The sequence below is a fragment of the Glaciecola sp. XM2 genome (assembly GCF_018595715.1).
Taxonomy (GTDB): domain Bacteria; phylum Pseudomonadota; class Gammaproteobacteria; order Enterobacterales; family Alteromonadaceae; genus Glaciecola.
Genome location: NZ_JAHEOJ010000019.1, coordinates 126,410 through 147,017, shown reverse-complemented (window position 1 = coordinate 147,017; position 20,608 = coordinate 126,410). Strand labels below are relative to the sequence as shown.

The following is a 20,608-nucleotide window of genomic DNA, read 5'->3' as shown; positions in this document are numbered from 1 at the left end:
ATGTGATCATGCCCTGTCGATGTAAAGTCTTATGCGTGAGTGATTGCATCATAAGCGCGCTGCAAAGCAAGCTAAGTTTCCCTAATTCAGAGGTTTACGCCATTTGAATTAACATTGAACACCAGCAAAAAAATGTGTAATGATGCTTTAGGTGAATCATTTTAAGAACAAACATCACATGCAAACCGACAAAATTGGCATACTCGCCATTGACCAAGGCACCACTTCAAGCCGCGCCATTGTGTTTCTAAAAGACGGCACGCAAGTGGCTAGCGCTCAGCAAGAGTTTACACAATACTATCCTGAGAATGGCTGGGTGGAGCATGACCCAGCAGAGATTTGGCGCACGACACTGCAATCGTGTCAGCAAGTCCTACAAAGCGCAAAAGAGGCTGGGGTTAAGGTCACTTGTATTGGTATTACGAATCAGCGAGAAACCACCGTTGTATGGGACAAACGTAGCGCCACCCCCATTTACAACGCCATTGTGTGGCAAGACCGACGCACGGCTGCTTTATGCTCTGAGCTAAAATCTGAATTAGAAACCGTACGTAATAAAACGGGGCTTTTGCTAGACCCTTATTTTTCAGCTACCAAGATCAGCTGGATCTTAGACGAAGTAAGTGGCGCCAGAACCTTGGCTGAACAAGGGCATTTAGCCTTTGGCACTATCGATACCTTTCTTGCTTGGCATCTCAGCGGCGGTCATGCACACGTTACCGATGCAACCAATGCCTCGCGTACCAACCTTTATAATATTCAAACGGGCGAATGGGACGACGACTTGCTATCGTTGTTTCGCGTGCCTAAAGCCATGTTACCAGAAGTCAAAAACAGTGCTGATGACTTTGGTATTACCGACCCAGCGGAACTAGGTGCCGCAATTCCTATCACCGGTATTGCTGGCGACCAGCAGGCTGCCTTGTTTGGACAATGTTGTTTTAAAGCCGGTGAACTAAAGTCGACCTATGGAACGGGATGTTTTGCTTTGCTCAATACCGGCAATACACCGGTTTTCTCCGAAAATAAACTACTCACTACTATAGCGTATCAAATCAACAACCAAACAACCTATGCCCTTGAAGGCGCTATTTTTACTGCAGGAGCGAATGTTCAGTGGCTAAGAGATGGCATAGGCGTGCTAGAGAGCGCCAAACAAAGTCAAGCTCTGGCACAAAGCTTGTCTTACGATCACGGTGTGTTTTTAGTGCCTGGTTTTGCAGGCCTTGGCGCGCCTCACTGGGACCCTAATGCCCGTGGTGCTTTATTCGGTATGACGCGTGATACTACGCAGGCTCACTTGGCGCGCGCTGCGCTTGAGGCGGTTTGCTACCAAACCTATGACTTACTCAAAGCGATGCAAAATGACGGTATGGCATCTAGTAATATTTGGGTAGACGGCGGCATGGTCGCTAATGACTGGTTGTGTCAGTTTTTGGCCGATATCCTCGATATCCGCATACAACGCCCTAAAATTATGGAATCAACCGCGCTAGGTGCGGCTTATTTAGCCGGTTTACATACCGGGATATATGAAAATATGGGCGACATTGCCTCGCACAAGCAAGTAGATAAACAATTTACACCCCGCATTGACAAAACGGTGAGAGCAACCCTCTTGAAACAGTGGCAAAAAGCGGTCACGGCAACCTTGGCATTTTCGAATTAAAACGAAAGGTTAGCGTTTAAAAGGCTTTGCGACTTAGCACATAAATAAACAGAGGTGCGCCTATAGTGGCGGTCAGCATTGAAATAGGCAGGGTGATACTGGCAAAATGACTATTGATGATGGCACACATTATCATCACGCTGGCGCCCACAAAAGCACTTAAAAGTAAGACCATTCGATTGTCGTTACCATGCAGTCGTCGAATAAAGTGCGGTACCAGCAGCCCTAAAAATGCAATTGAACCTGCTATTGATACGCTGATACCAACCAGCAACGCAATTAAAACAAGCATCCTTTTATTAAAACGCTTTACGTCGACACCACTTAACTGAGCGGTTTGTTCTCCCAAATACATTTGATTAAGTGGACCTGCGCACCTTAACAAAAAGGCAGTTGCTACTAATGCAAGCGGTCCAGCGACAGCTAAAGTAAGCCATGTGGTGTTGTTAAGGCTGCCCATCAGCCAAAAAGTGAGGCTTTGCAATTGCGTTGGCGGCGCCACTAAAAACATCCACCCTACCAATGCACTGCATACCGTTGAGATAGCGATGCCCGACAAAATGACAGAGCTAATCGAACCGCCCATCCATTTTGCCAGCTTAAAAATCAGTAAGCTACTCAGCAAGGCGCCAACAAAACACAAAACGGGTAAAGCATAGACATTTATCTGCCATTCAGGGCTTAGGCCCAAGGTTGCAAGAGAAGTCCCCGATAACAATATAAATGCAGCGGCAAACAAACTCGCACCGCTGCTGATCCCGATGATGCCAGGGTCGGCAAGTGGATTGCGTAATAATACTTGTAAGGCGGCTGATGCAGCTGCAATGCTTGCCCCTACTGTGATAGCAGTTATTAGAACCGGCAGTTTAAGATGCACAAGAATATAGCGCTCTAGCTCATTAAACGTTAGGGATGGTGGGAGTAAATACACACCTGCTAGAACACATAAAACGCCCAAATAAATAAGAGTAAAACGGTTTGCTTGATGCAAATTATTTCACCAACTGCAGTATCAAACCGTCAGCGGCCTGTTCTATCAAGTCTAAGACAAGCTCAAACCCTTTTGCGCCCGAATAATACGGATCAGGCACTTCCTGGTAGTCACTTTGCGCATAGGACATAAACAAGCGTATTTTGTGATGTAGTTCAGGCGGGCACATTTGCTTTAGGTTAGCTACGTTTTCGTTATCCATGGCGATAACATGATCGAAGTTCTCGAAATCCGTCGGCTCGACCTTGCGGCATTGGAGTTTAGACAGGTCGTAGCCGCGTTTTTGGGCAACATTTTGAGAACGATTGTCAGGGGCTGCACCAACATGATAGCCAGCGGTGCCCGCAGAATCGACCACCACTTCTAAACCCACTTTTTCTGCTTTTTTAAGAAATACCCCTTCAGCCGTCGGGGATCGACAAATATTGCCTAAACAGACAAACAATACCGAGAGATTATCTTTTTCCGCCACACTAAATCCTTATGCTTGCGTTAGTTGAATAAAAAGTGGCAAAATTATAGGTGAATTACCAAAATCATGCATCCGATTTCTTTTGTTTGAGCGCCCGCTCGTGCTCTGCATTTTCGTGCTCACGCTTGACGAGAAGAAAGGTCAAAAACATCTTGGTGGGCAACGACATGATCATGCCTATCGCTACTGTGCAAGCACTGATTAATATGCCGGTAACGCCCATATTTTCGATGGTTTCACTGAACATATGAAAATATACACCTAGCAGAATCAGGCTGATCCCACATGCCATAATCACTTTTAACAGTCGAATGATGCTTTCGTCAGACACAACAATACCCTCAAATAAGCCAATAAAAAAACGCTTTACTGCCTATAACCTTAGCGCAATTCTTGTTCTAAACTATTGATATAAATCATGTCTACGATGGCTAGTTAAGCGCTGAGTATCTCGTCAAACGCAGCAAAGCATTTCATACCACCCGACGCATCGCTCACCTTACTTTGATGCGCCACTTCCGCTAAAAGTGGTGCCTTAATCAGGCTTTGTAAGCTTGCTAGATTCTCATTGTAGTAAGGCATATCATCACTGAGTTGATTGGCGATCCACCCTACGCAGTTTAGCCCGTCATTGACAATAGACTCATAGCTCATCACTGCATGATTCAAGCACCCTAGTCGCATCCCAACCACTAAGATCACCGGCATCTGATTGTGTTTGGCAAAATCGGAAAGGTACACACCATCTCGATTGAGCGGCAGTCGCCATCCACCAGCCCCTTCTATTAACAACACATCGGCCTGATACGCTTCCAATGCCTTAAGATGAGTTTGTAAGGTATCGAGGGTAATACTTTGCCCAACTAACTCTGCGGCAATATGCGGTGCAATAGGCGGTGCATATGCGATAGGATTGATGTGATCATATTCAGCCTTGATAGAACTGGCACTTTGCAGTATCAGTGCATCTTCGTTTCGCAAGCCCGCAGGCGTGTTCTCGCATCCCGCTGAGATGGGCTTAAAACCCAATGTGCTGTTGCCCCGCTGTGTAAGCTCTCTTAAAAGCAAGTTGCTCACATACGTTTTACCCACATCGGTGTCGGTGCCTGTTACGAAAAAAGTGTGTTGTGTCATGATGCTGCATCCTGAAAATTGTAATTTTGTAGCATGCATATTTTCATCAATGTGCATGCCTCATAAAGGCGTTATTTGCTGCACTCGATAAACAAAACTCGATAGTCGAGCTGCAGTGATGATTGATGAGTAAAATATTCGTCAAGCTTGATAAATTCGTTTTTACTCAAGGGAGATTGTGCTGTCAAAGCGGTTTGCGCGCTTGCACCCACACCAGAGATGGATTTAAGCATATGCGACAAACCACGGTGCTCACTATAAAAGCATTCTTCAGAGCTGCGCACCTTCCAAGGGTAGGCTTGAAAAGCGCTCAACCATTGCATAGGTGAGGCAAACGCATTTACTCTGCTAGGCATCTTAATCGCTCGCCAAGCATTGTCGAGGGTTGAAAATGAGGGCGATACCATAATCGCCAATACCGCCCGACCTTGCGGTTTTAGCACTCTAAACATTTCTTTCACAACCTGCTGCGGATGTTCACACCACTGAAGGGCCATGCTTGAATACACCCTATCAACGCTACTATTTGCCAGTGGAATATAGTGTGCGTCAGCAAGGATGCTATGTTCCTTAAGTTTTAAGCGTTCAGTTGCATTCGCTTTAGCACTTTTGAGCATTTCTAAGGAAACATCTAAATTCAACCACTGAGCATGGCCATCTGCGATACGCTTACCCAGGTAACCGGTTCCACACCCTAAATCTAGGGCGACACCGCTTTTGCTTGTTTGCAAGCTGCCCCAATCAATCAGGCCATCGGCTATCTCTTTTTGGATTTGTGCGTGGCGATCATAGCGGTTTGCTGCGCGGCTGAAATGCTCGGCTACCACACGTTTTGGCTTCACGGCTTGCATCAATGCTGGTGGTTCATGCACGAGCGACACCCCTTTAGGCACAGCAACACTCACACACCACCCCAACACTCGTCTCGCACAATGCAAAGACCATCGATAAGTGCGTGAATATCTTTTGGGGTATGCAGGGCACTTAAGGTCACTCTGAGTCTCGCCTTACCTTTAGGCACCGTTGGCGGACGAATACCCGGTACATAAATACCCAATGACATCAGCTTTTCAGAAGACCACATACAGGCTTTATCGTCACCTACAATAATGGGCTGAATAGCCGTATCTGAGGCCATCACCTCAAGCTCCTTAGCCTTGCTTAAGGCTTGAAACAATGCAATGTTTTCATGTAGCGTGGTTCGCTGCTCACCTTGTAGCATGATATTGAGACTCGTTAGCGTGGCCATTGCTTGGGCAGGCGGCATTGCCGTGCTGTACACGTAATGTTTGGCAAAGTTGACTAAGTATTCTATGAGGTTTTTGTCACCTGCAATAAATGCCCCTGCGGTACCAAGTGCTTTGCCAAAAGTGGCCATGAGGATATTAATATCGTTTGCATCTACCCCATCCACCTCGATACTGCCAAGGCCATTGTTACCAATCACGCCAAGTGCGTGGGCATCATCCACTAACAGCTGGATTGACCCTGCATGACGTTGTCTTTCATCGATGGCTTGTTGAATGCTGGGGATATTACCCAAATCACCGTCCATGCTAAACACGCCCTCAGTTGCCACCAGCACATTATCTTTGCAGGCGTTAAGTCGAGCGTTGAGGTGGCTAATATCGTTGTGATGAAAGCGCGAAAGACGTGCATTGGTATGCATTGCACCTTCTAAAAACGAAGCGTGCATGAGCTTGTCGCTCACAATATGGTTAGTTGGCTTTGACTCGCTTATTCCACTGCCTGAAACTTGGCCAAAAAGTGCTTGGCACAGGGCTTGATTGGCACAAAACCCACTGTTAAACAAAAGCGCAGCAGGTTTGTTGAGCAGTTCGCTTAAGCGGGATTCTAAATCATGGTGAGGCTGCATATGACCACACACCACAGCAGACGCCGTGCTACCGGCACCAAACTCGGCCAAACCATTGGCGTAGGATTGCAGTACATCAGGATGTTGACTCAACCCTAAATAGTCATTACTCGCAAAATTTAAGCAAGGCTTGCCGTCTATTGTAATAATGCCGTCGCGCGTTGAAGATACTAACTTTCGCGTACGCAGCAAACCTTGTTTTTTGCGCTCATTAAGAACGTCGTCGACGAACGCAAAACTCATACACTAAGCGTCAGATAATTGCTTGGAGGCACGCAGTGACGTTTGCGTGGCATCTACGAACATCGCTGGCTGCTGATTTTGCTCAATTTCATCGTGCAGTGCCGCTGCATAAGCCTCATCAGAGTAGCTTTTGGTTTGCTTCGAATTGATGCCAAGTTTTTTAAACAGCAGTACATCTTCGTGAGTTTCAGGATTAGAGGTGGTTAACAATTTGCAACCGTAGAAAATACTGTTTGCACCCGCCATAAAACACAGCGCCTGTATTTGCTCGTTCATCGACTCCCTACCCGCTGACAATCGAACAAAGCTTTGCGGCATCATGATGCGAGCAACGGCAATGGTGCGAATAAACTCAAAGGGCTCTAAATCGTCAACACTGTCTAAAGGAGTGCCTTTGACTTTTACCAGCATATTAATTGGCACGCTTTCGGGCTGCTGCTCTAAATTCGCTAATTGAATAAGCAAGCTCGAGCGGTCGTTTGCAGTCTCACCCATACCCACAATGCCACCAGAACACACATGCATACCTGACTCTCTTACATGCTTTAAAGTATCAAGGCGGTCTTGATAAGTGCGAGTGGTAATGATTTCACCGTAAAACTCTGGTGATGTGTCAAGGTTATGGTTGTAATAATCAAGGCCCGCTTGTTTAAGCGCGACGGCTTGATCCCGCGTCAACATACCCAAGGTCATGCAGGTCTCAAGACCTAAAGACTTGACCTCTTTAATCATCTCGGCCACATAAGGAATATCGCGGTCTTTAGGGTTGCGCCACGCCGCCCCCATACAAAAACGCGTTGAGCCTGCGGCTTTTGCTTCGCGAGCACGCTCGATGACTTTGTTAATCTCAAGCAAACGCTCTTTTTCTAGGCCAGTGTCATAACGAGCGCTTTGCGGACAATACTTACAGTCTTCTGGGCATGCGCCGGTTTTGATCGATAACAAAGTGCTCACTTGCACATGGTTAGGATCAAAATTTTGTCGGTGAATGGATTGTGCTTGAAAGACTAGGTCGTTAAAGGGTAACGCAAAAAGTGCATTTACTTCTTCTAATGTCCAATTGTGGCGGGGTGTTGATTGAAAGTGTGCTGACATAAAAAGGTTTACTCAAAGCAATAATGGCTCTAGTCTATGCGCACTGCTCGCTTTGTCAATCTTAGCAACACAATAAGTTTTACAACAGGTTAAATATTGAACAACATCGAATTTGATCGCCAACACATATGGCACCCTTACACCTCCGCAACCGCGCCCTTGCCCTGTTATGAAGTGACCTATGCAAAAGGAGCACAAATCACACTGGCCAGTGGCGAAGTATTAGTCGATGGCATGTCGTCTTGGTGGGCAGCTATACATGGCTATAACCACCCTGACATTAACCAAGCAGCGCATACTCAAATTGAGCAGTTTTCTCATGTTATGTTTGGCGGCCTTACGCACTCACCCGCCGTTGAGCTGACAAAAACACTGTTAGACATTGTGCCTAGTGGTTTACGTCGCGTATTTCTTGCTGACTCAGGTTCAGTGTCCATTGAAGTGGCGATTAAAATGGCTATTCAGTATTGGGCATGCCAAGGGCGCACCGAAAAATCAAAGTTACTAACCCCACGGGGCGGTTATCATGGTGATACCTTTGCTGCGATGTCGGTATGCGATCCGGTTAACGGTATGCATAGCTTGTTTCAAAAAACGCTCATTGAGCACTATTTTGCGCCCGCGCCACAAATTCCTTTTGGGCAAAGCTGGCATCCTGACGAAATAGCCCCCATGCGGGATATTTTAGAACAGCACCACCATCAAATCGCGGCGCTTATCCTTGAACCCATAGTACAAGGTGCTGGCGGCATGCGCCTTTACCACAGCGAGTACGTCAAGCAATGTAGAGCCCTTTGCGACGAATTTGATGTACTACTAATATGCGATGAAATTGCCACAGGTTTTGGTCGCACAGGTAAGCTCTTTGCTTGTGAGCACGCGGGCATTAGCCCCGACATTTTGTGCCTTGGAAAGGCGTTAACCGGCGGTTACATGACCATGGCTGCAACATTGTGCACCGAACAAGTCGCCCAAGGCGTATGTGAGGGTGAACCAGGCGTCTTTATGCATGGCCCAACGTTTATGGGTAACCCGTTAGCATGCGCTGTGGCTAACGCCAGCATCAAGGTACTGCAAAGCTATAACTGGCAAGAGCGTGTGACTGATATTCAAGCGCAATTAGAAGCAGGACTTGCGCCACTCGCGAATTTAGATGCGGTGGCCGATGTCAGATGTTTAGGTGCTATTGGCGTAGTGGAAATGAAACAACCTGTAAACGTCGCACAAATTCAAAAGTATTTTATTGGAAAAGGCGCTTGGATTAGACCTTTTGGAAAGCTAGTGTACGTGATGCCGCCGTTCATATGCACCCATGAGCAAATTAATACGCTTGTAAGTGCAATTACGTACGGAATAGAACAAGTCACCGCGAAATAAACCCGATGACTTGAGGGCTTAATCCACTTCCCTAAAGTCAGCCGCATTTAGCCCATGCTTTTTCATCAGTTTGTGCATGTCGGTGCGGTTGCGCCCGGCTAAATCTGATGCGCGAGTCACATTGCCATCGGTTAACTGCAGTAAGCGGCATAGGTAACGATACTCAAATGAGTCTCTTGCCTCAGTCAGTGTTGGCCAATACTCCGTCTCTTGCGATAGCGCTTGTTCAACAAGCGATACTGGAATGATCTTAGAGTTAGTCAGCGCCACACAGCGTTCAACCACATTGACCAACTGTCTTACGTTCCCCGGCCAGTCGGCTTTAGTGAGGCGACTAATCGCATCATCAGCAAACTTTATCACGTTAATGCCATGCTTTTCAGCGCTTTCTTTTAATAGGTAGTCGGCCAATAATGGAATGTCTTCAAAGCGGTCTTTGAGTTTTGGAATATCGAGATTCACCACGTTTAAACGATAGTATAGATCTTCTCTGAACTCGTTTTCACTCATCGCTTGGTGCAGATTTTTATGGGTAGCGGATATCAAACGCACGTCCACATCCACTGAGGTTGTGCTGCCTACCGGCCTGACAGAACGCTCCTGCAGGGCACGAAGCAACTTCACTTGCAGCGTAATGGGCATGTCGCCAATTTCATCTAAAAATAGAGTGCCACCATCCGCCTCTCTAAATAACCCTGGGTTGGCCTGCACAGCTCCTGTGAAGGCTCCTTTTGCATGTCCGAATAATTCAGATTCCAAGAGGTTTTCAGGCAACGCGCCGCAGTTGATCGCGACAAAAGTTTTATCTTTTCGCCCAGAGGCTTTATGGATCGCTTTTGCTAACAACTCTTTACCTGTGCCGCTAGCACCGTTGATTAGTACGCTGACATTTTTGTCTGCCACTTGCTCCGCTTGCTTGAGCAATTTAATCATGTCGGGAGAGCGGGTAATAATATCCTCACACCAATCACCTAAATCATTTTTGGTGGTTTGCGCGATGGCTCTAAACAGAATTTTACGCAACTCGTCATGGTCAACAGGTTTAGTTAAAAAACTAAACACGCCGCGTTGCGTTGCTGCAACCGCATCGGCAATGGTGCCATGCGCGGTCATAAGAATAAGGGGTAAATCTCGTTGTTGCTGCAGCACTTCATCAAACAGCGATAAACCGTCCATACCTGGCATGCGCAAATCACTTAATACCACATCAAATTCATTATTAAACATTAACCTTAATGCTTGAGTCCCATTGTCAACCGCGGTCACATCAAAACCTTCGGCCTTTAACCGTATAGACATCAATCGCAGCAAACTCTCGTCATCGTCAACTAACAATAACTTAGGTGTTTTTTCTAGGGCTAATTCTGACTCAACACTCAAGCCTAGTTACTCCTCTTTTGTTCAGACATTTTGGCTTCTATTTTTAATAATTGCTCTACTTGAGAGCGCTGTTTTTCAATTTCTTCACTACGAAGCACTAACGCGTCTTCTAGTTCTTTCATGGTTTTTTCTTGTTGTGCGTTCAGTCGGCTTAGCAGCGTAATGGCAGACTCCAACTCTAGGATCTGTTGAGAGGGATCACGAATGAGCGTATTGAGCGCACTCACCATGGTCTCATCCATCGACTCGCTCACGGTCCTTATCCAGTTTTGCGCCCTTAGGCGGTTTCGGTAGGGTGTATCTTGTGCTTGGCTAAGCAATATTTGTTCTAGCATTGTCTTTGGCGTGTCGCCACGTTTATCAATTTCTGCGCGTCGCTTTGCCCACGATAAACTTTGCGCAGATACCATAAAGCGGCTCCATTGGCGCAGGTCGCAATACTCTTCAAAGGTATTTATGCTTGCTTCGTTTTGGCACAGTGCGGCGGCATTAAGGTCGACAACCTCGGCACTTTCACCCATAGACTGTTGCAACACCTCGCACCCCGATAGCCATATGACCGACATGAGTATCATTAGGTTTCTAAACATTAGTCTCTCCTAGGCAAGCGCACCCTGAAACACACGTCGGCGTCAGGTGTATCAATAATTGCAACGTCACCATTAATTAGGCGTGAGCAATCAGAAACGATGGATAAGCCTAAACCTGCCCCCATTACTTTGTCGTTACGTTTGTCGCTGCCGCGCTTAAACGGCTCAAAAATTTCTGCACGCGTCTTTTGGTCGATGGGGTTGCCTGAATTGAGCACATCTAACAAGATATATTGATTGTTTTGTGAAACGCGCACCACAATTGTGCTAGAGATGTTGGCATATGCAATAGCATTGGACACAAGATTGTCGAGAATACGGCGCAATAACTCCACATCGGATACCACTTTGACTTTTGGCAACACCTGGATATCTATTTGTTGGTCATTTTGCGCCAACAATAACTGATACTCAGATACACACTCATCTATCATTTCAGTAATATCGATGGGCACAAAACTAGGCTGAGCCTGCTGCAGTAAGGCGTTATAGTCGAGTAATTTTACCACCAGTAGGTTTAAACGTTCTGTGGAGTTATTAAGCAAGCCCACCACCTCAGTCTGGCCTTCAGACAGCTGACCGACAGCTTCTGTTTGCAGGATTGCACACCCCTCTTTGATACATGCTAGTGGCGTTTTGAGCTCGTGAGAGGCATGGCGCAACAAAGCAGTTCTCACCTTTTCTAACTGCTGCAAACGGCCATTTAACCAAAATAGGTCGGTTTCAACCGCTCGCAATTCTTTTGGACCAACAACCGACTTTTCGGGCAATTGATGACTAGATTTTGCTATTGCATGAATAATTTCTTGTAATTTTTTAATGGGTTTCAAGATGAGTTGTGCGGCAAGTATAATAAGTGCAAGGGAAAGCACTACCAGCAAACCCGTTGACCAGCCCTGACGCTTTTGGATGCTATCGAGATGTGCTTGCTGCTCATTTATTCTAAAAGCAACCGCTTCATTCACTTGTTCTTTGATAAACTCCACCGACTCTGCAAAGCGAGATAAATGGGCGTCCATTAAAAGCTGATCATTAAAATCAGCATAGCCTCTTAGCGTAGTAATATGCTCTTTCATGACGCTACATTCTGGAAAAGTACCTAGCACATTGCACAAAAACGCTAACTTGTCTTCAAAGCGCACAATAGCAAAATCGGCGAGTTCGTCGAGCTGCGCATTTGGCAATACCTGGTACTGCATGATAAGACGCTCCACATCTTGGCCGATAAGCTCTAAGTCTCTTAGTTCGCTTGCAACAGACACGTAAAACTGAGTGTTTACCGTGGTAATGTAGCTTACGTCGTCAAAGTCTTGCTGACTCTGCCAAAGCAAAGCTATCAGGGGGATTAGCGCAACCATGTAACTGCCAAGTACAAGTTGCCTGAGTGAACCTATCTGCACGTTGTTTTTCTGCTCAATCCTTTAAGTGGGCTAGCCGACATCTTATTACCTTCAGCATGTCAGTGGGTAAACGCGTCTAGCATTGCACAGCGCGCCGCTCTCATCAACCTAATATCGTGTAAATAAAAAGAGGGCGCCCGCCACTCGCAAAGCAAAGCGCCCTACTGAACTTCGATATTTCCCTTGCTCACAGCATGAAAAACTATCAGCCAATGGATTATTTTTTTATATGGCTATACAAAAAGAGTCTTACAAATCTCGTGCCAATTTTATATTTGTTATATAAATCATGACATTATAAAAATTCAAAGAAATAACTCGCGATATTTTGTTGCTGATCGCAGACAGCAGTTCTTCTGTACGGTAAGGATACGCGCCACATTATAGCGACTAGCCTAGAACACTCGATGTACGACGTGATGTTGCAAATTACACACAGCCACTAAGAGTCTGCTTTCAATGGCGGCAGTCGCAGATAAAGCAGGTCGTTGTAGTGCACAAAAATATGCGTCGTAAAGAAGATTATGCGGCACTATATGATGGTGTAGATGGTCGCTAGGCTAATGAGAGAGAGAATAAAAAGCGCTAACAGGTTAATGCCATAATGATCGGCTTTTCGCCGGTTTCGTCTTGCTCGCACAATGAGTGTGAAAAAACTAACCAGTAAGCTGGTTTCTAGTAAAATTGTCAGCCAATTTAGTTGCTCTTGACGCCAGACTTCACGCCCTTCAATACCCCAATAATTTTGCAACCCAGTAATAAATTCTGGGCGAGCGTAATGAAAAACCACCAATGCACTGAGCAACAACGTCCACGCTAAAATATTCAGACCTACCGCTATTTGGTAAACCACATCTTCTGAACGCAGTTTTTTGCGGCGTTCCCGTCTAAAATCAGGCATTTTTAAGTGCATATGCTGAACATCATCAGACTTTTTGGATTTATTTTGCATAATCAGCTTTGACTAGTGGCATACTCAATTCGGATAAGTATACTAGTGTGCTTGAGATAATAATGCGACCAAGAAACGCAAATTCTTTGTCCTTTTCCCAGAGTCAGTCGCTTGCCTCCTACTTCGAGGCACAATTGCCTCTTGTTTATTTAAATGGAGACCCCTATGAGCAAAGCCCCAGTCGCCGATGTTTTGGCTGGTAAATTTCCTGTTGGCAGCACCGTGCAAGTGCAAGGTTGGGTTCGCACTAAACGCGACTCAAAAGCTGGCCTGTCATTTATTGCACTGCATGACGGCAGCTGCTTTGACCCCGTTCAAGTTGTCGCGCTTAATACCTTGGCAAATTACAATGACATCACGAAATTGACCACCGGCTGCTCTTTAACCGCTATTGGCATAGTAAAGCAATCTGAGGGCAAAGGGCAAGCGATTGAGATTGAAGCTTCAGAGGTTAACATTGTTGGTTGGGTTGAAAATCCAGACACCTACCCTATGGCAGCCAAACGCCATAGCTTAGAATATTTGCGAGAGCATGCGCATCTTCGCGCCAGAACCAACATCATTGGTGCGGTTACCCGTGTGCGCAACTGTTTATCGCAAGCGGTTCACCGCTTCTTCCATGAAGAAGGTTATTGTTGGATAAGTACCCCCATTTTGACCTGTGCCGACACCGAGGGTGCCGGTGAGATGTTTAGAGTCTCGACTTTAGACATGATGAACATCCCAAAAACCGATGAAGGACAAGTAGATTATTCAAAAGACTTTTTTGGCCAAGAGACCTTCTTAACGGTTTCTGGACAATTAAACGTTGAGACCTACTGTACCGCCATGTCAAAAGTGTATACCTTTGGCCCAACATTCAGAGCAGAAAACTCAAATACCACTCGCCATTTGGCGGAATTTTGGATGATTGAACCTGAAGTCGCATTTGCAGATTTAGACACCATCGCAGAGCTTGCAGAAAAACTGCTTAAATATGTATTTAAAGCGGTGATCAGCGAAAGAGCCGATGATTTAGCGTTTTTTGAGCAGCGAGTGAATAAAGACGTGATTAAGCGCATGCAATCGGTTATCGATTCGGACTTTGTAAGAATGGACTACACCGACGCCATTGAGATTTTGAAAAACAGCGGTCGCAAATTTGAATTCCCTGTGGAATGGGGCGTTGACTTATCTTCTGAACACGAGCGTTACATTGCTGAAGAGCATGTTGGCGCGCCAGTGATCATGCAAAACTATCCAAAAGATATTAAAGCATTTTACATGCGCATCAATGATGACAACAAAACCGTTGCCGCTATGGACGTACTCGCGCCAGGAATTGGTGAGATTATTGGTGGTTCGCAGCGCGAAGAACGCTTAGACGTGTTTGACCGTCGCCTAGCAGAAATGAACCTCAACCCAGAAGATTACTCGTGGTATCGAGACTTGCGCCGCTACGGCACGGTTCCTCACGCAGGATTTGGTTTGGGTTCAGAGCGCTTAGTAGCGTATGTAACGGGCGTGCAAAACGTCAGAGACATCATCCCCTTCCCTCGTACACCAGGTAACGCAAGTTTTTAAGAATAGACGAAAATGTAACGAGGATTGTTATATTTTGGTTAAAAAGGCTATTTGTTAAAAATAGCCTTTTTTATTGCCTCTCATCCTACCTCTCGCAACACCAGTATCCATCGCTATTGTAGGTAAATTTAAGCATTTCGTTACATTTGGCACATACCTTGTAAACACTTGCTCTATATAGTGCGACTAATGCTCTTTTAGGATAAAAAATATGAAAGCCACTCTTATAAAAACTGCCGCGTTTATCACGATCATAGTGCTAGCGCTTGGCGTGAACAAAGCGATTCAAGCAACGGCAAAAGAGCAGGAAGAAAAAGCTCCTGTAGACAGCAGACCGTTGGTTAGTGCACAAGCGATGCAAGCCATCAATCACGACGTGATCATTTCAAGCTTTGGCGAAGTCCAGCCCTTAGAGCAAACGGTGCTAGCCGCTCAAGTTAGTGGTGAAGTCATCAGTTGGCATCCAAACTTCGTGCAAGGCGGTGTAGTCAAGCGCGGTGATGTGCTCTTTAGTATAGAGAAAGACGCGTACGAGGCTGCCGTGCTGCAAGCGCAGGCGCAAGTAAGCCTTGCGGATGCAACGCTTACCGAAGAGTTGGCTCGACAACAGGTGGCAAAACGCGAAGCTAAAAACCTACCAAATAGTTCGGTCAGCGACCTGTATTTGCGTAAACCTCAAGTATTGAGTGCACAAGCGCAGTTGAAGTCAGCCCAAGCAAATTTAAGAATTGCCGAGCGCAATTTAGCAAAAACCGAAGTCACAGCACCTTATGATGCACTGGTCATGAACAGAGACATTGGCACCGGCCAATATGTCAGCGCCGGCATGCAGGTTGCGACCTTGAGCAACATTGAGAATGCGGAAGTAATTGTCCCTATTGCCGGATTTGATCGTCCATTTCTACTTGATCAAATACAAGGTAATGAAGCGATTGTCAGCACGAAAGACCGTGCACCCGTGCAGCGCTCTGGGCTAGTTTCAAGAGACTTAGGTGTGCTTGACCAAGATACGCGCATGCTCCATTTGGTCATAAGAATAGAAGACCCCTATAGCCTAAATAGTGACGCACCTCCTATCAAATTTGGCTCTTATGTAGAGGTCAGCTTTAAAGGACAACAGCTTAAGGGCGTATTTAAAGTACCTCAGTCTTTAGTCAACAATCGCAAGATATGGTTGCTCGATGAAAATGACACATTGCGCTCACAATCCGTTGAAGTCATCAGAGAAGAAGGCAGTTACTTTTTGATTTCTAGTGGCCTTGGTGCAGACGATATTATGGTCAAAGACCTGCCTGAATATCCGCAAAACGGCATGCAAGTAAAAGTAAAAACGCCAGAACAAGCGCTTATTTCTTACGTGCGTCGCTAGGGAGATAGGATAATGGAAAACACAACACACAAAAACGAAGCACAAACCGATGATAACGCCCCATTACCCAGCGGCATAATTTCATATTTTGCCCAAAATCCGGTTGCGGCAAATCTACTCATGGGTTTTATCATCATCATGGGAATCATCAGCTATAGCACTATACAAAAGCAGATGTTTCCAAATATCGAAATTAACTACATCAACGCATATGTGACCTACCCTGGCGCATCCCCCAAAGAAATTGAAGAAAGCATCATCATTAAAATTGAAGAGGCGCTGACTGATGTTACCGAAATCAAAAAGTCCGTTGGCCGCTCCTTTAGGGGTGCTGGTCGCGTCACAATGGAAATTCATACAGACGTCCACTTGCCAGATGTACTCGATAAGATTAAAGCGCGGATAGACGGCATATCAAATTTTCCAGCGGGCATGGAGCCAATTACGGTCTCGCAAATAGAGTGGCAGCAAGAAGTTATCGAAATGACCATTTCTGGAGACATGCCACTCACTGAGCTTAAACCTTTTGCCGAGCAAATCGAAGAGGAGTTACTGCAGCTAAGCAATGTACAGCTTGCTAACGCCAACTCTCCTAGTGCAGAAATTGGAATTGAAATCCAGCCAGAGATGCTAAAAAAATATCAGCTATCGATTAACGAAATCACGCAAGCTATTCGTCGTTATTCCGCTAATTTTTCAGCTGGTCAAATTCGTACCGATAGCGGCATGATTGCTGTGCGCGTAGAAAACCAATCATATAACGGTGATGAATTCCGCAATATTCCAGTAAAAGTCGGTGATAGTGGCGCCCAGGTACTATTAAAAGATGTTGCAACTATCAAAGATGAATTTACCGAAGGTGAGCGCTACTTTAGATTTAATGGTCAAAACACCATTATGATTGGCGTGTCGGCCACTCGCAGTCAAAACATCATCCCGGTTGCAGATTCCGTAAAGGCCTACATTGAAGAGAAAAACAAAACCTTGCCCGACGGGTTACACCTCGACGTCTTAGTAGATTTTACTTACTACCTGAACGGTCGCCTCGACATGATGCTCAACAACCTCACTCAAGGTGCAATTCTAGTATTTTTAATGCTGGCAATATTCTTGCGCTTTAAGCTTGCGTTTTGGGTCATGATTGGATTACCAGTGTGCTTTTTAGGTGCCATGATGCTCATGCCCTTCGTCGGTATCACCATTAACATTCTGTCGCTCTTTGCCTTTATTATGGTGCTAGGGATTGTGGTGGATGACGCCATTGTTATTGGCGAAAGCGCTTATACTGAAATTGAATCAAAAGGCGAAGGGGTAAGAAACGTCATTGTTGGCGCAAAACGTGTTGCTACGCCAGCTACCTTCGGAGTATTAACCACTATCGCCGTATTTGCGCCGTTTGCCTTTGCATCGGGCCCAATGGGTGACTTTTTTATCAATATTGCGGGGGTCGCGATCCTATGTTTAATCTTCTCACTGATTGAATCGAAGCTCATTTTACCTGCACATATCGCCCACTCTACCTTTAAACCCCTTAAAGAAACCAGCTGGCGTCACAAGTTTAACCGTGCTTATTTTGGATTTATTAATGGCCCGTACAAACGTTTTGTTACCCTTTGCACCCGCTATAGATGGATTGTGTTTGCAACATTTGTGGGACTTTTAATTATCAGCTACGGGCTCATCGCGGCCAATTATGTGCGCATGGTTCCCGAGCCTAAGGTACCTCATGACTTTCCGAGCATCAGTATTGAAATGAGTGAGACCGTGGCAGATGACGTCACCATAAATGCACTTAAAACCATAGAGCAGGTCGTGCTTGAAGTGGATCGCGAAATCGAAGCTGAGTTTGGCACAGGCATGGTTCGCGATATTCTAGTATGGAACAATAACCGTACCAATGGCCGCATCATGGCACCATTGATTGACGAAGACTTGCGTCCAATGGATACCTTTGAGCTAGCGCGCAGATGGCGTGAAAAAATGCCTGAAATTTCCGGTATGAAATCACTCACTATTCAAGATGACGTAAATGGCGGTGGTGACAATGGTGAGTTTGGTTACATGCTGTTTGGTTCAGATGTGGCAACGCTCAATCAAGCTGGCCGCGTGTTAATTGAAAAACTCCAGCTAGAGAAAGGCGTGTTCGACGTTAGCTCTACTATTGACCCTGATAGCAAAGAAGTGCAACTGCAGCTAAAACCCGTTGCCTATGATTTAGGTTTAGATCTATCTAACATCGCCGCGCAAGTAGGCGCGAGTTTCTACGGCGGCGAAGCGCAACGCGTATTGCGAGATGGCGAAGAAGTGCGAGTCATGGTCAGATATCCTCAATTAACCCGCGAACGCTTCGCTGACTTGAAATATGCCTTAATCAGGACTCCGACGGGTGACGAAGTGATGCTAGGCGATGTTGTTGATTTATATGAAGCCCCTGGGATCAGCTATATTCGTCGTGAAGGTGGATTCCGTAGCGTGTATATTTGGGGCTCAATCGATGAGGAAATCATTGAGCCAGGTGATGTAGTCGACAATATCAAAGAAAATATATTACCTGAGTTAAAACAAATCTTTCCATCAGTGAAAACCGAGTTAGGTGGGCAAATTGAGGAACAGCAAGCACAGCAGTCAGAGCAAATTATGTTCTTCGCTGCTGGCATGATCATGGTATATATTTTACTGGCTGTGCCGCTTAAAAGTTATGCTCAACCTTTGATTATTATGTCAGTCATTCCATTTAGCTTCACCGGCGCCATTTGGGGGCATTTCTTGTTTGATATGGATATCAGCATGTTTTCCTCGTTTGGTTTAATTGCTGCGGCAGGGGTGGTGATTAACGACTCCTTGGTGATGACAGATTTCGTTAATCAACGCAGGGCACAAGGCTACAGCGTAAGAGATGCTGTGATTGAAGCAGGCTGCGCAAGGTTTAGAGCAATCACTTTGACGTCTATTACAACGTTTGCCGGCGTGCTGCCAATCATGTTCGAGACCAGCTTGCAGGCAGGCTTTGTAATCCCCATGGCCGTCGCGCTTGGATTCGCGGTAATGTATGCCACACTTGTCACACTGCTGTTAGTGCCATGCTTATATATGATGCTGTCTGACATTGGTGAATTTTTTAGCTCTATTGGCAAAAAGGTTAAGGGTTTGTTTGTAAAATCAAGCAATACCGACGTGGTGACACAAGACGCATAACGCAATAATCGTTGTGATTTTGAAAACGGGCTTTACGCCCGTTTTTTATTGGCTAAAATTAAATTGCGATTAGTACTTAACCTTTTTGCATTCTCTACGTTAAAGTATTAACAAACATAATCATTTTGTGAACTTTCATTTGTGTCATGCTTAACGAGCGACTGGAAAGTGAGTGCATAAAAATGGTTATTTTCAGACAAAAGCACGAAAGCGATATAAGGGATCTATGCCAGCAAAAGCGCCAATAAAAGTCATGGTAGTCGACGATTCATCTCTAATGCGAAGTCATATATGCAGCGCATTAGTCGAAAATGGAATGGTGACCGACACTGCCGCAAATGGACAAGAATGCTTAAATAAGCTCAATACGTTTGTGCCAGACGTTATCACGCTGGACATAAACATGCCGGTAATGGATGGTTTAGCCTGCTTAAAACGCATCATGCAAAACCGTCCGACGCCTGTTGTGATGGTGTCATCGCTGACACAAAAAAACGCAGAAGAAACCTTGCAGGCACTTGAAATGGGTGCGGTTGATTATGTTGGCAAACCACATGGCCCTGTGTCCCTCACACTTAATCGCTCCAAATATATGTTGGTCAGTAAAGTGCTCAATGCCAGCAAAATAAAAGTCAAAGCAAAATCAACCGGCCGGGTGGTTGAGCAAAAAACGGTTGCACGGCCACTGAACATGGGTTCATTGGGTGGCGGGGGAAGAAAGTTTGATTTAGTGATCATGGGAGTGTCTACCGGAGGACCAAGCAGCCTAAATGAAATACTGCCGAAGTTACCCGCGAACTACCCCTACCCCGTTGTTATTGCACAACATATGCCATCTCGGTTTACCCAAGTATTCGCTGCCAGATTAGATAAAATGTGCGAAATCAGCGTAAGCGAGCTCACCAGCCCAACTGCACTGCAACCTGGCCATGTATATATTGCGCAAGGCGATGCTAACGTCGAAGTATTTGCCAGAGGCTCACAACTATGGGCGCGACCAAACGATGAATCAACTGAGCATATTTGGCGACCTAGTATCACTAAATTGGTTGAATCGGCGCTGTTAGTCGTGTCGCACAAAAAGTTATGTTGTGTGCAATTGACCGGTATGGGAAATGACGGAGCCCAAGCCATGGCAAAAGCCCACTCACTGGGCGCGACGACGTTTGCGGAGTCTGAAAAAACCGCTACTGTCTATGGCATGCCAAAAGAGCTTGTAAAATTAGGTGGAGCGAGTAAGGTACTGCCAAATTATGACATTGCGCAGGCTTTGTTGTCTCTTAACTAACTTATCGAGCGTAT

General features: G+C 45.7%; 17 protein-coding genes. 6 read left to right on the top strand and 11 right to left on the bottom strand.

What is annotated here, in order from left to right; translation table 11 throughout:
- Window positions 1-178: 178 nt before the first annotated feature.
- Window positions 179-1,669 carry a glycerol kinase GlpK gene (glpK, locus tag KJ365_RS04510; RefSeq protein WP_214450438.1) on the top strand — a complete coding sequence of 497 codons (1,491 nt, stop codon included), beginning with the start codon at window positions 179-181 and terminating at the stop codon, window positions 1,667-1,669.
- Window positions 1,670-1,685: 16 nt separating this feature from the next.
- Here the strand turns inward: glpK and KJ365_RS04505 are convergent, their stop codons facing one another.
- From KJ365_RS04505 to bioB, 7 genes are all read right to left on the bottom strand, one after another.
- Window positions 1,686-2,660 carry a FecCD family ABC transporter permease gene (locus tag KJ365_RS04505; protein ID WP_250884014.1) on the bottom strand — a complete coding sequence of 325 codons (975 nt, stop codon included), beginning with the start codon at window positions 2,658-2,660 and terminating at the stop codon, window positions 1,686-1,688.
- A 1-nt stretch (window position 2,661) separates the two neighbouring features.
- Window positions 2,662-3,132: a low molecular weight protein-tyrosine-phosphatase gene (locus tag KJ365_RS04500; protein WP_214450437.1), complete on the bottom strand. Its 471-nt coding sequence runs from the start codon at window positions 3,130-3,132 to the stop codon at window positions 2,662-2,664.
- A gap of 64 nt (window positions 3,133-3,196) precedes the next feature.
- Complete coding sequence (locus KJ365_RS04495; protein WP_214450436.1) at window positions 3,197-3,463, bottom strand: hypothetical protein; 267 nt, start codon at window positions 3,461-3,463, stop codon at window positions 3,197-3,199.
- A 104-nt stretch (window positions 3,464-3,567) separates the two neighbouring features.
- The gene (bioD, locus tag KJ365_RS04490; RefSeq protein ID WP_214450435.1) at window positions 3,568-4,266 is read right to left on the bottom strand and encodes a dethiobiotin synthase; all 699 of its coding nucleotides are present in this window, start codon (window positions 4,264-4,266) and stop codon (window positions 3,568-3,570) included.
- Window positions 4,267-4,337: 71 nt separating this feature from the next.
- A complete protein-coding gene (locus KJ365_RS04485; protein ID WP_214450434.1) occupies window positions 4,338-5,138 on the bottom strand; it encodes a methyltransferase domain-containing protein in 801 nt (266 codons plus the stop codon).
- 29 nt (window positions 5,139-5,167) lie between these two features.
- Entirely contained in the window at window positions 5,168-6,385 is a 1,218-nt protein-coding gene (locus KJ365_RS04480) for an aminotransferase class I/II-fold pyridoxal phosphate-dependent enzyme (RefSeq protein WP_214450433.1), read from the bottom strand.
- Window positions 6,386-6,388: 3 nt separating this feature from the next.
- Complete coding sequence (bioB, locus tag KJ365_RS04475) at window positions 6,389-7,480, bottom strand: biotin synthase BioB (RefSeq protein WP_214450432.1); 1,092 nt, start codon at window positions 7,478-7,480, stop codon at window positions 6,389-6,391.
- Window positions 7,481-7,576: 96 nt separating this feature from the next.
- On the opposite strand from bioB, the gene bioA reads away from it, so the two are divergent.
- Window positions 7,577-8,857 (top strand): adenosylmethionine--8-amino-7-oxononanoate transaminase, encoded by a 1,281-nt coding sequence (bioA, locus tag KJ365_RS04470; protein ID WP_214450431.1) that lies wholly within the window; start codon window positions 7,577-7,579, stop codon window positions 8,855-8,857.
- 18 nt (window positions 8,858-8,875) lie between these two features.
- On the opposite strand, the gene KJ365_RS04465 is transcribed toward bioA, so the two are convergent.
- The 4 genes from KJ365_RS04465 to KJ365_RS04450 all read right to left on the bottom strand — a co-directional run bounded on the left by KJ365_RS04465 (window position 8,876) and on the right by KJ365_RS04450 (window position 13,179).
- Window positions 8,876-10,237 carry a sigma 54-interacting transcriptional regulator gene (locus tag KJ365_RS04465; protein WP_284731248.1) on the bottom strand — a complete coding sequence of 454 codons (1,362 nt, stop codon included), beginning with the start codon at window positions 10,235-10,237 and terminating at the stop codon, window positions 8,876-8,878.
- 2 nt (window positions 10,238-10,239) lie between these two features.
- A complete protein-coding gene (locus KJ365_RS04460) occupies window positions 10,240-10,827 on the bottom strand; it encodes a hypothetical protein (protein WP_214450430.1) in 588 nt (195 codons plus the stop codon).
- Complete coding sequence (locus KJ365_RS04455; protein ID WP_352109325.1) at window positions 10,827-12,227, bottom strand: sensor histidine kinase; 1,401 nt, start codon at window positions 12,225-12,227, stop codon at window positions 10,827-10,829. The genes KJ365_RS04460 and KJ365_RS04455 overlap by 1 nt, the downstream gene beginning before the upstream one ends.
- A gap of 532 nt (window positions 12,228-12,759) precedes the next feature.
- Window positions 12,760-13,179, bottom strand: a complete 420-nt coding sequence (locus tag KJ365_RS04450) for a hypothetical protein (RefSeq protein WP_214450429.1) — start codon at window positions 13,177-13,179, stop codon at window positions 12,760-12,762.
- Window positions 13,180-13,344: 165 nt separating this feature from the next.
- Between KJ365_RS04450 and asnS the strand changes: the two genes are divergently transcribed.
- The 4 genes from asnS to cheB all read left to right on the top strand — a co-directional run bounded on the left by asnS (window position 13,345) and on the right by cheB (window position 20,594).
- Window positions 13,345-14,742, top strand: a complete 1,398-nt coding sequence (gene asnS / locus KJ365_RS04445; RefSeq protein ID WP_214450428.1) for an asparagine--tRNA ligase — start codon at window positions 13,345-13,347, stop codon at window positions 14,740-14,742.
- Between the two features lie 211 nt (window positions 14,743-14,953).
- The gene (locus KJ365_RS04440; protein WP_214450427.1) at window positions 14,954-16,111 is read left to right on the top strand and encodes an efflux RND transporter periplasmic adaptor subunit; all 1,158 of its coding nucleotides are present in this window, start codon (window positions 14,954-14,956) and stop codon (window positions 16,109-16,111) included.
- 12 nt (window positions 16,112-16,123) lie between these two features.
- Entirely contained in the window at window positions 16,124-19,306 is a 3,183-nt protein-coding gene (locus tag KJ365_RS04435) for an efflux RND transporter permease subunit (protein WP_214450426.1), read from the top strand.
- Between the two features lie 226 nt (window positions 19,307-19,532).
- The gene (gene cheB, locus KJ365_RS04430; protein WP_214450425.1) at window positions 19,533-20,594 is read left to right on the top strand and encodes a chemotaxis-specific protein-glutamate methyltransferase CheB; all 1,062 of its coding nucleotides are present in this window, start codon (window positions 19,533-19,535) and stop codon (window positions 20,592-20,594) included.
- The last annotated feature ends 14 nt before the right edge of the window (window positions 20,595-20,608 follow it).

Excerpts from the sequence above, each read along its gene's own strand:
- cheB (WP_214450425.1), top strand. The coding sequence starts at position 19,533 with ATGCCAGCAAAAGCGCCAATAAAAGTCATGGTAGTCGACGATTCATCT.
- KJ365_RS04435 (WP_214450426.1), top strand. The coding sequence starts at position 16,124 with ATGGAAAACACAACACACAAAAACGAAGCACAAACCGATGATAACGCC.
- KJ365_RS04460 (WP_214450430.1), bottom strand. The coding sequence starts at position 10,827 with ATGTTTAGAAACCTAATGATACTCATGTCGGTCATATGGCTATCGGGG.
- KJ365_RS04480 (WP_214450433.1), bottom strand. The coding sequence starts at position 6,385 with ATGAGTTTTGCGTTCGTCGACGACGTTCTTAATGAGCGCAAAAAACAA.
- bioD (WP_214450435.1), bottom strand. The coding sequence starts at position 4,266 with ATGACACAACACACTTTTTTCGTAACAGGCACCGACACCGATGTGGGT.
- glpK (WP_214450438.1), top strand. The coding sequence starts at position 179 with ATGCAAACCGACAAAATTGGCATACTCGCCATTGACCAAGGCACCACT.
- KJ365_RS04450 (WP_214450429.1), bottom strand. The coding sequence starts at position 13,179 with ATGCAAAATAAATCCAAAAAGTCTGATGATGTTCAGCATATGCACTTA.
- asnS (WP_214450428.1), top strand. The coding sequence starts at position 13,345 with ATGAGCAAAGCCCCAGTCGCCGATGTTTTGGCTGGTAAATTTCCTGTT.
- KJ365_RS04440 (WP_214450427.1), top strand. The coding sequence starts at position 14,954 with ATGAAAGCCACTCTTATAAAAACTGCCGCGTTTATCACGATCATAGTG.
- bioB (WP_214450432.1), bottom strand. The coding sequence starts at position 7,480 with ATGTCAGCACACTTTCAATCAACACCCCGCCACAATTGGACATTAGAA.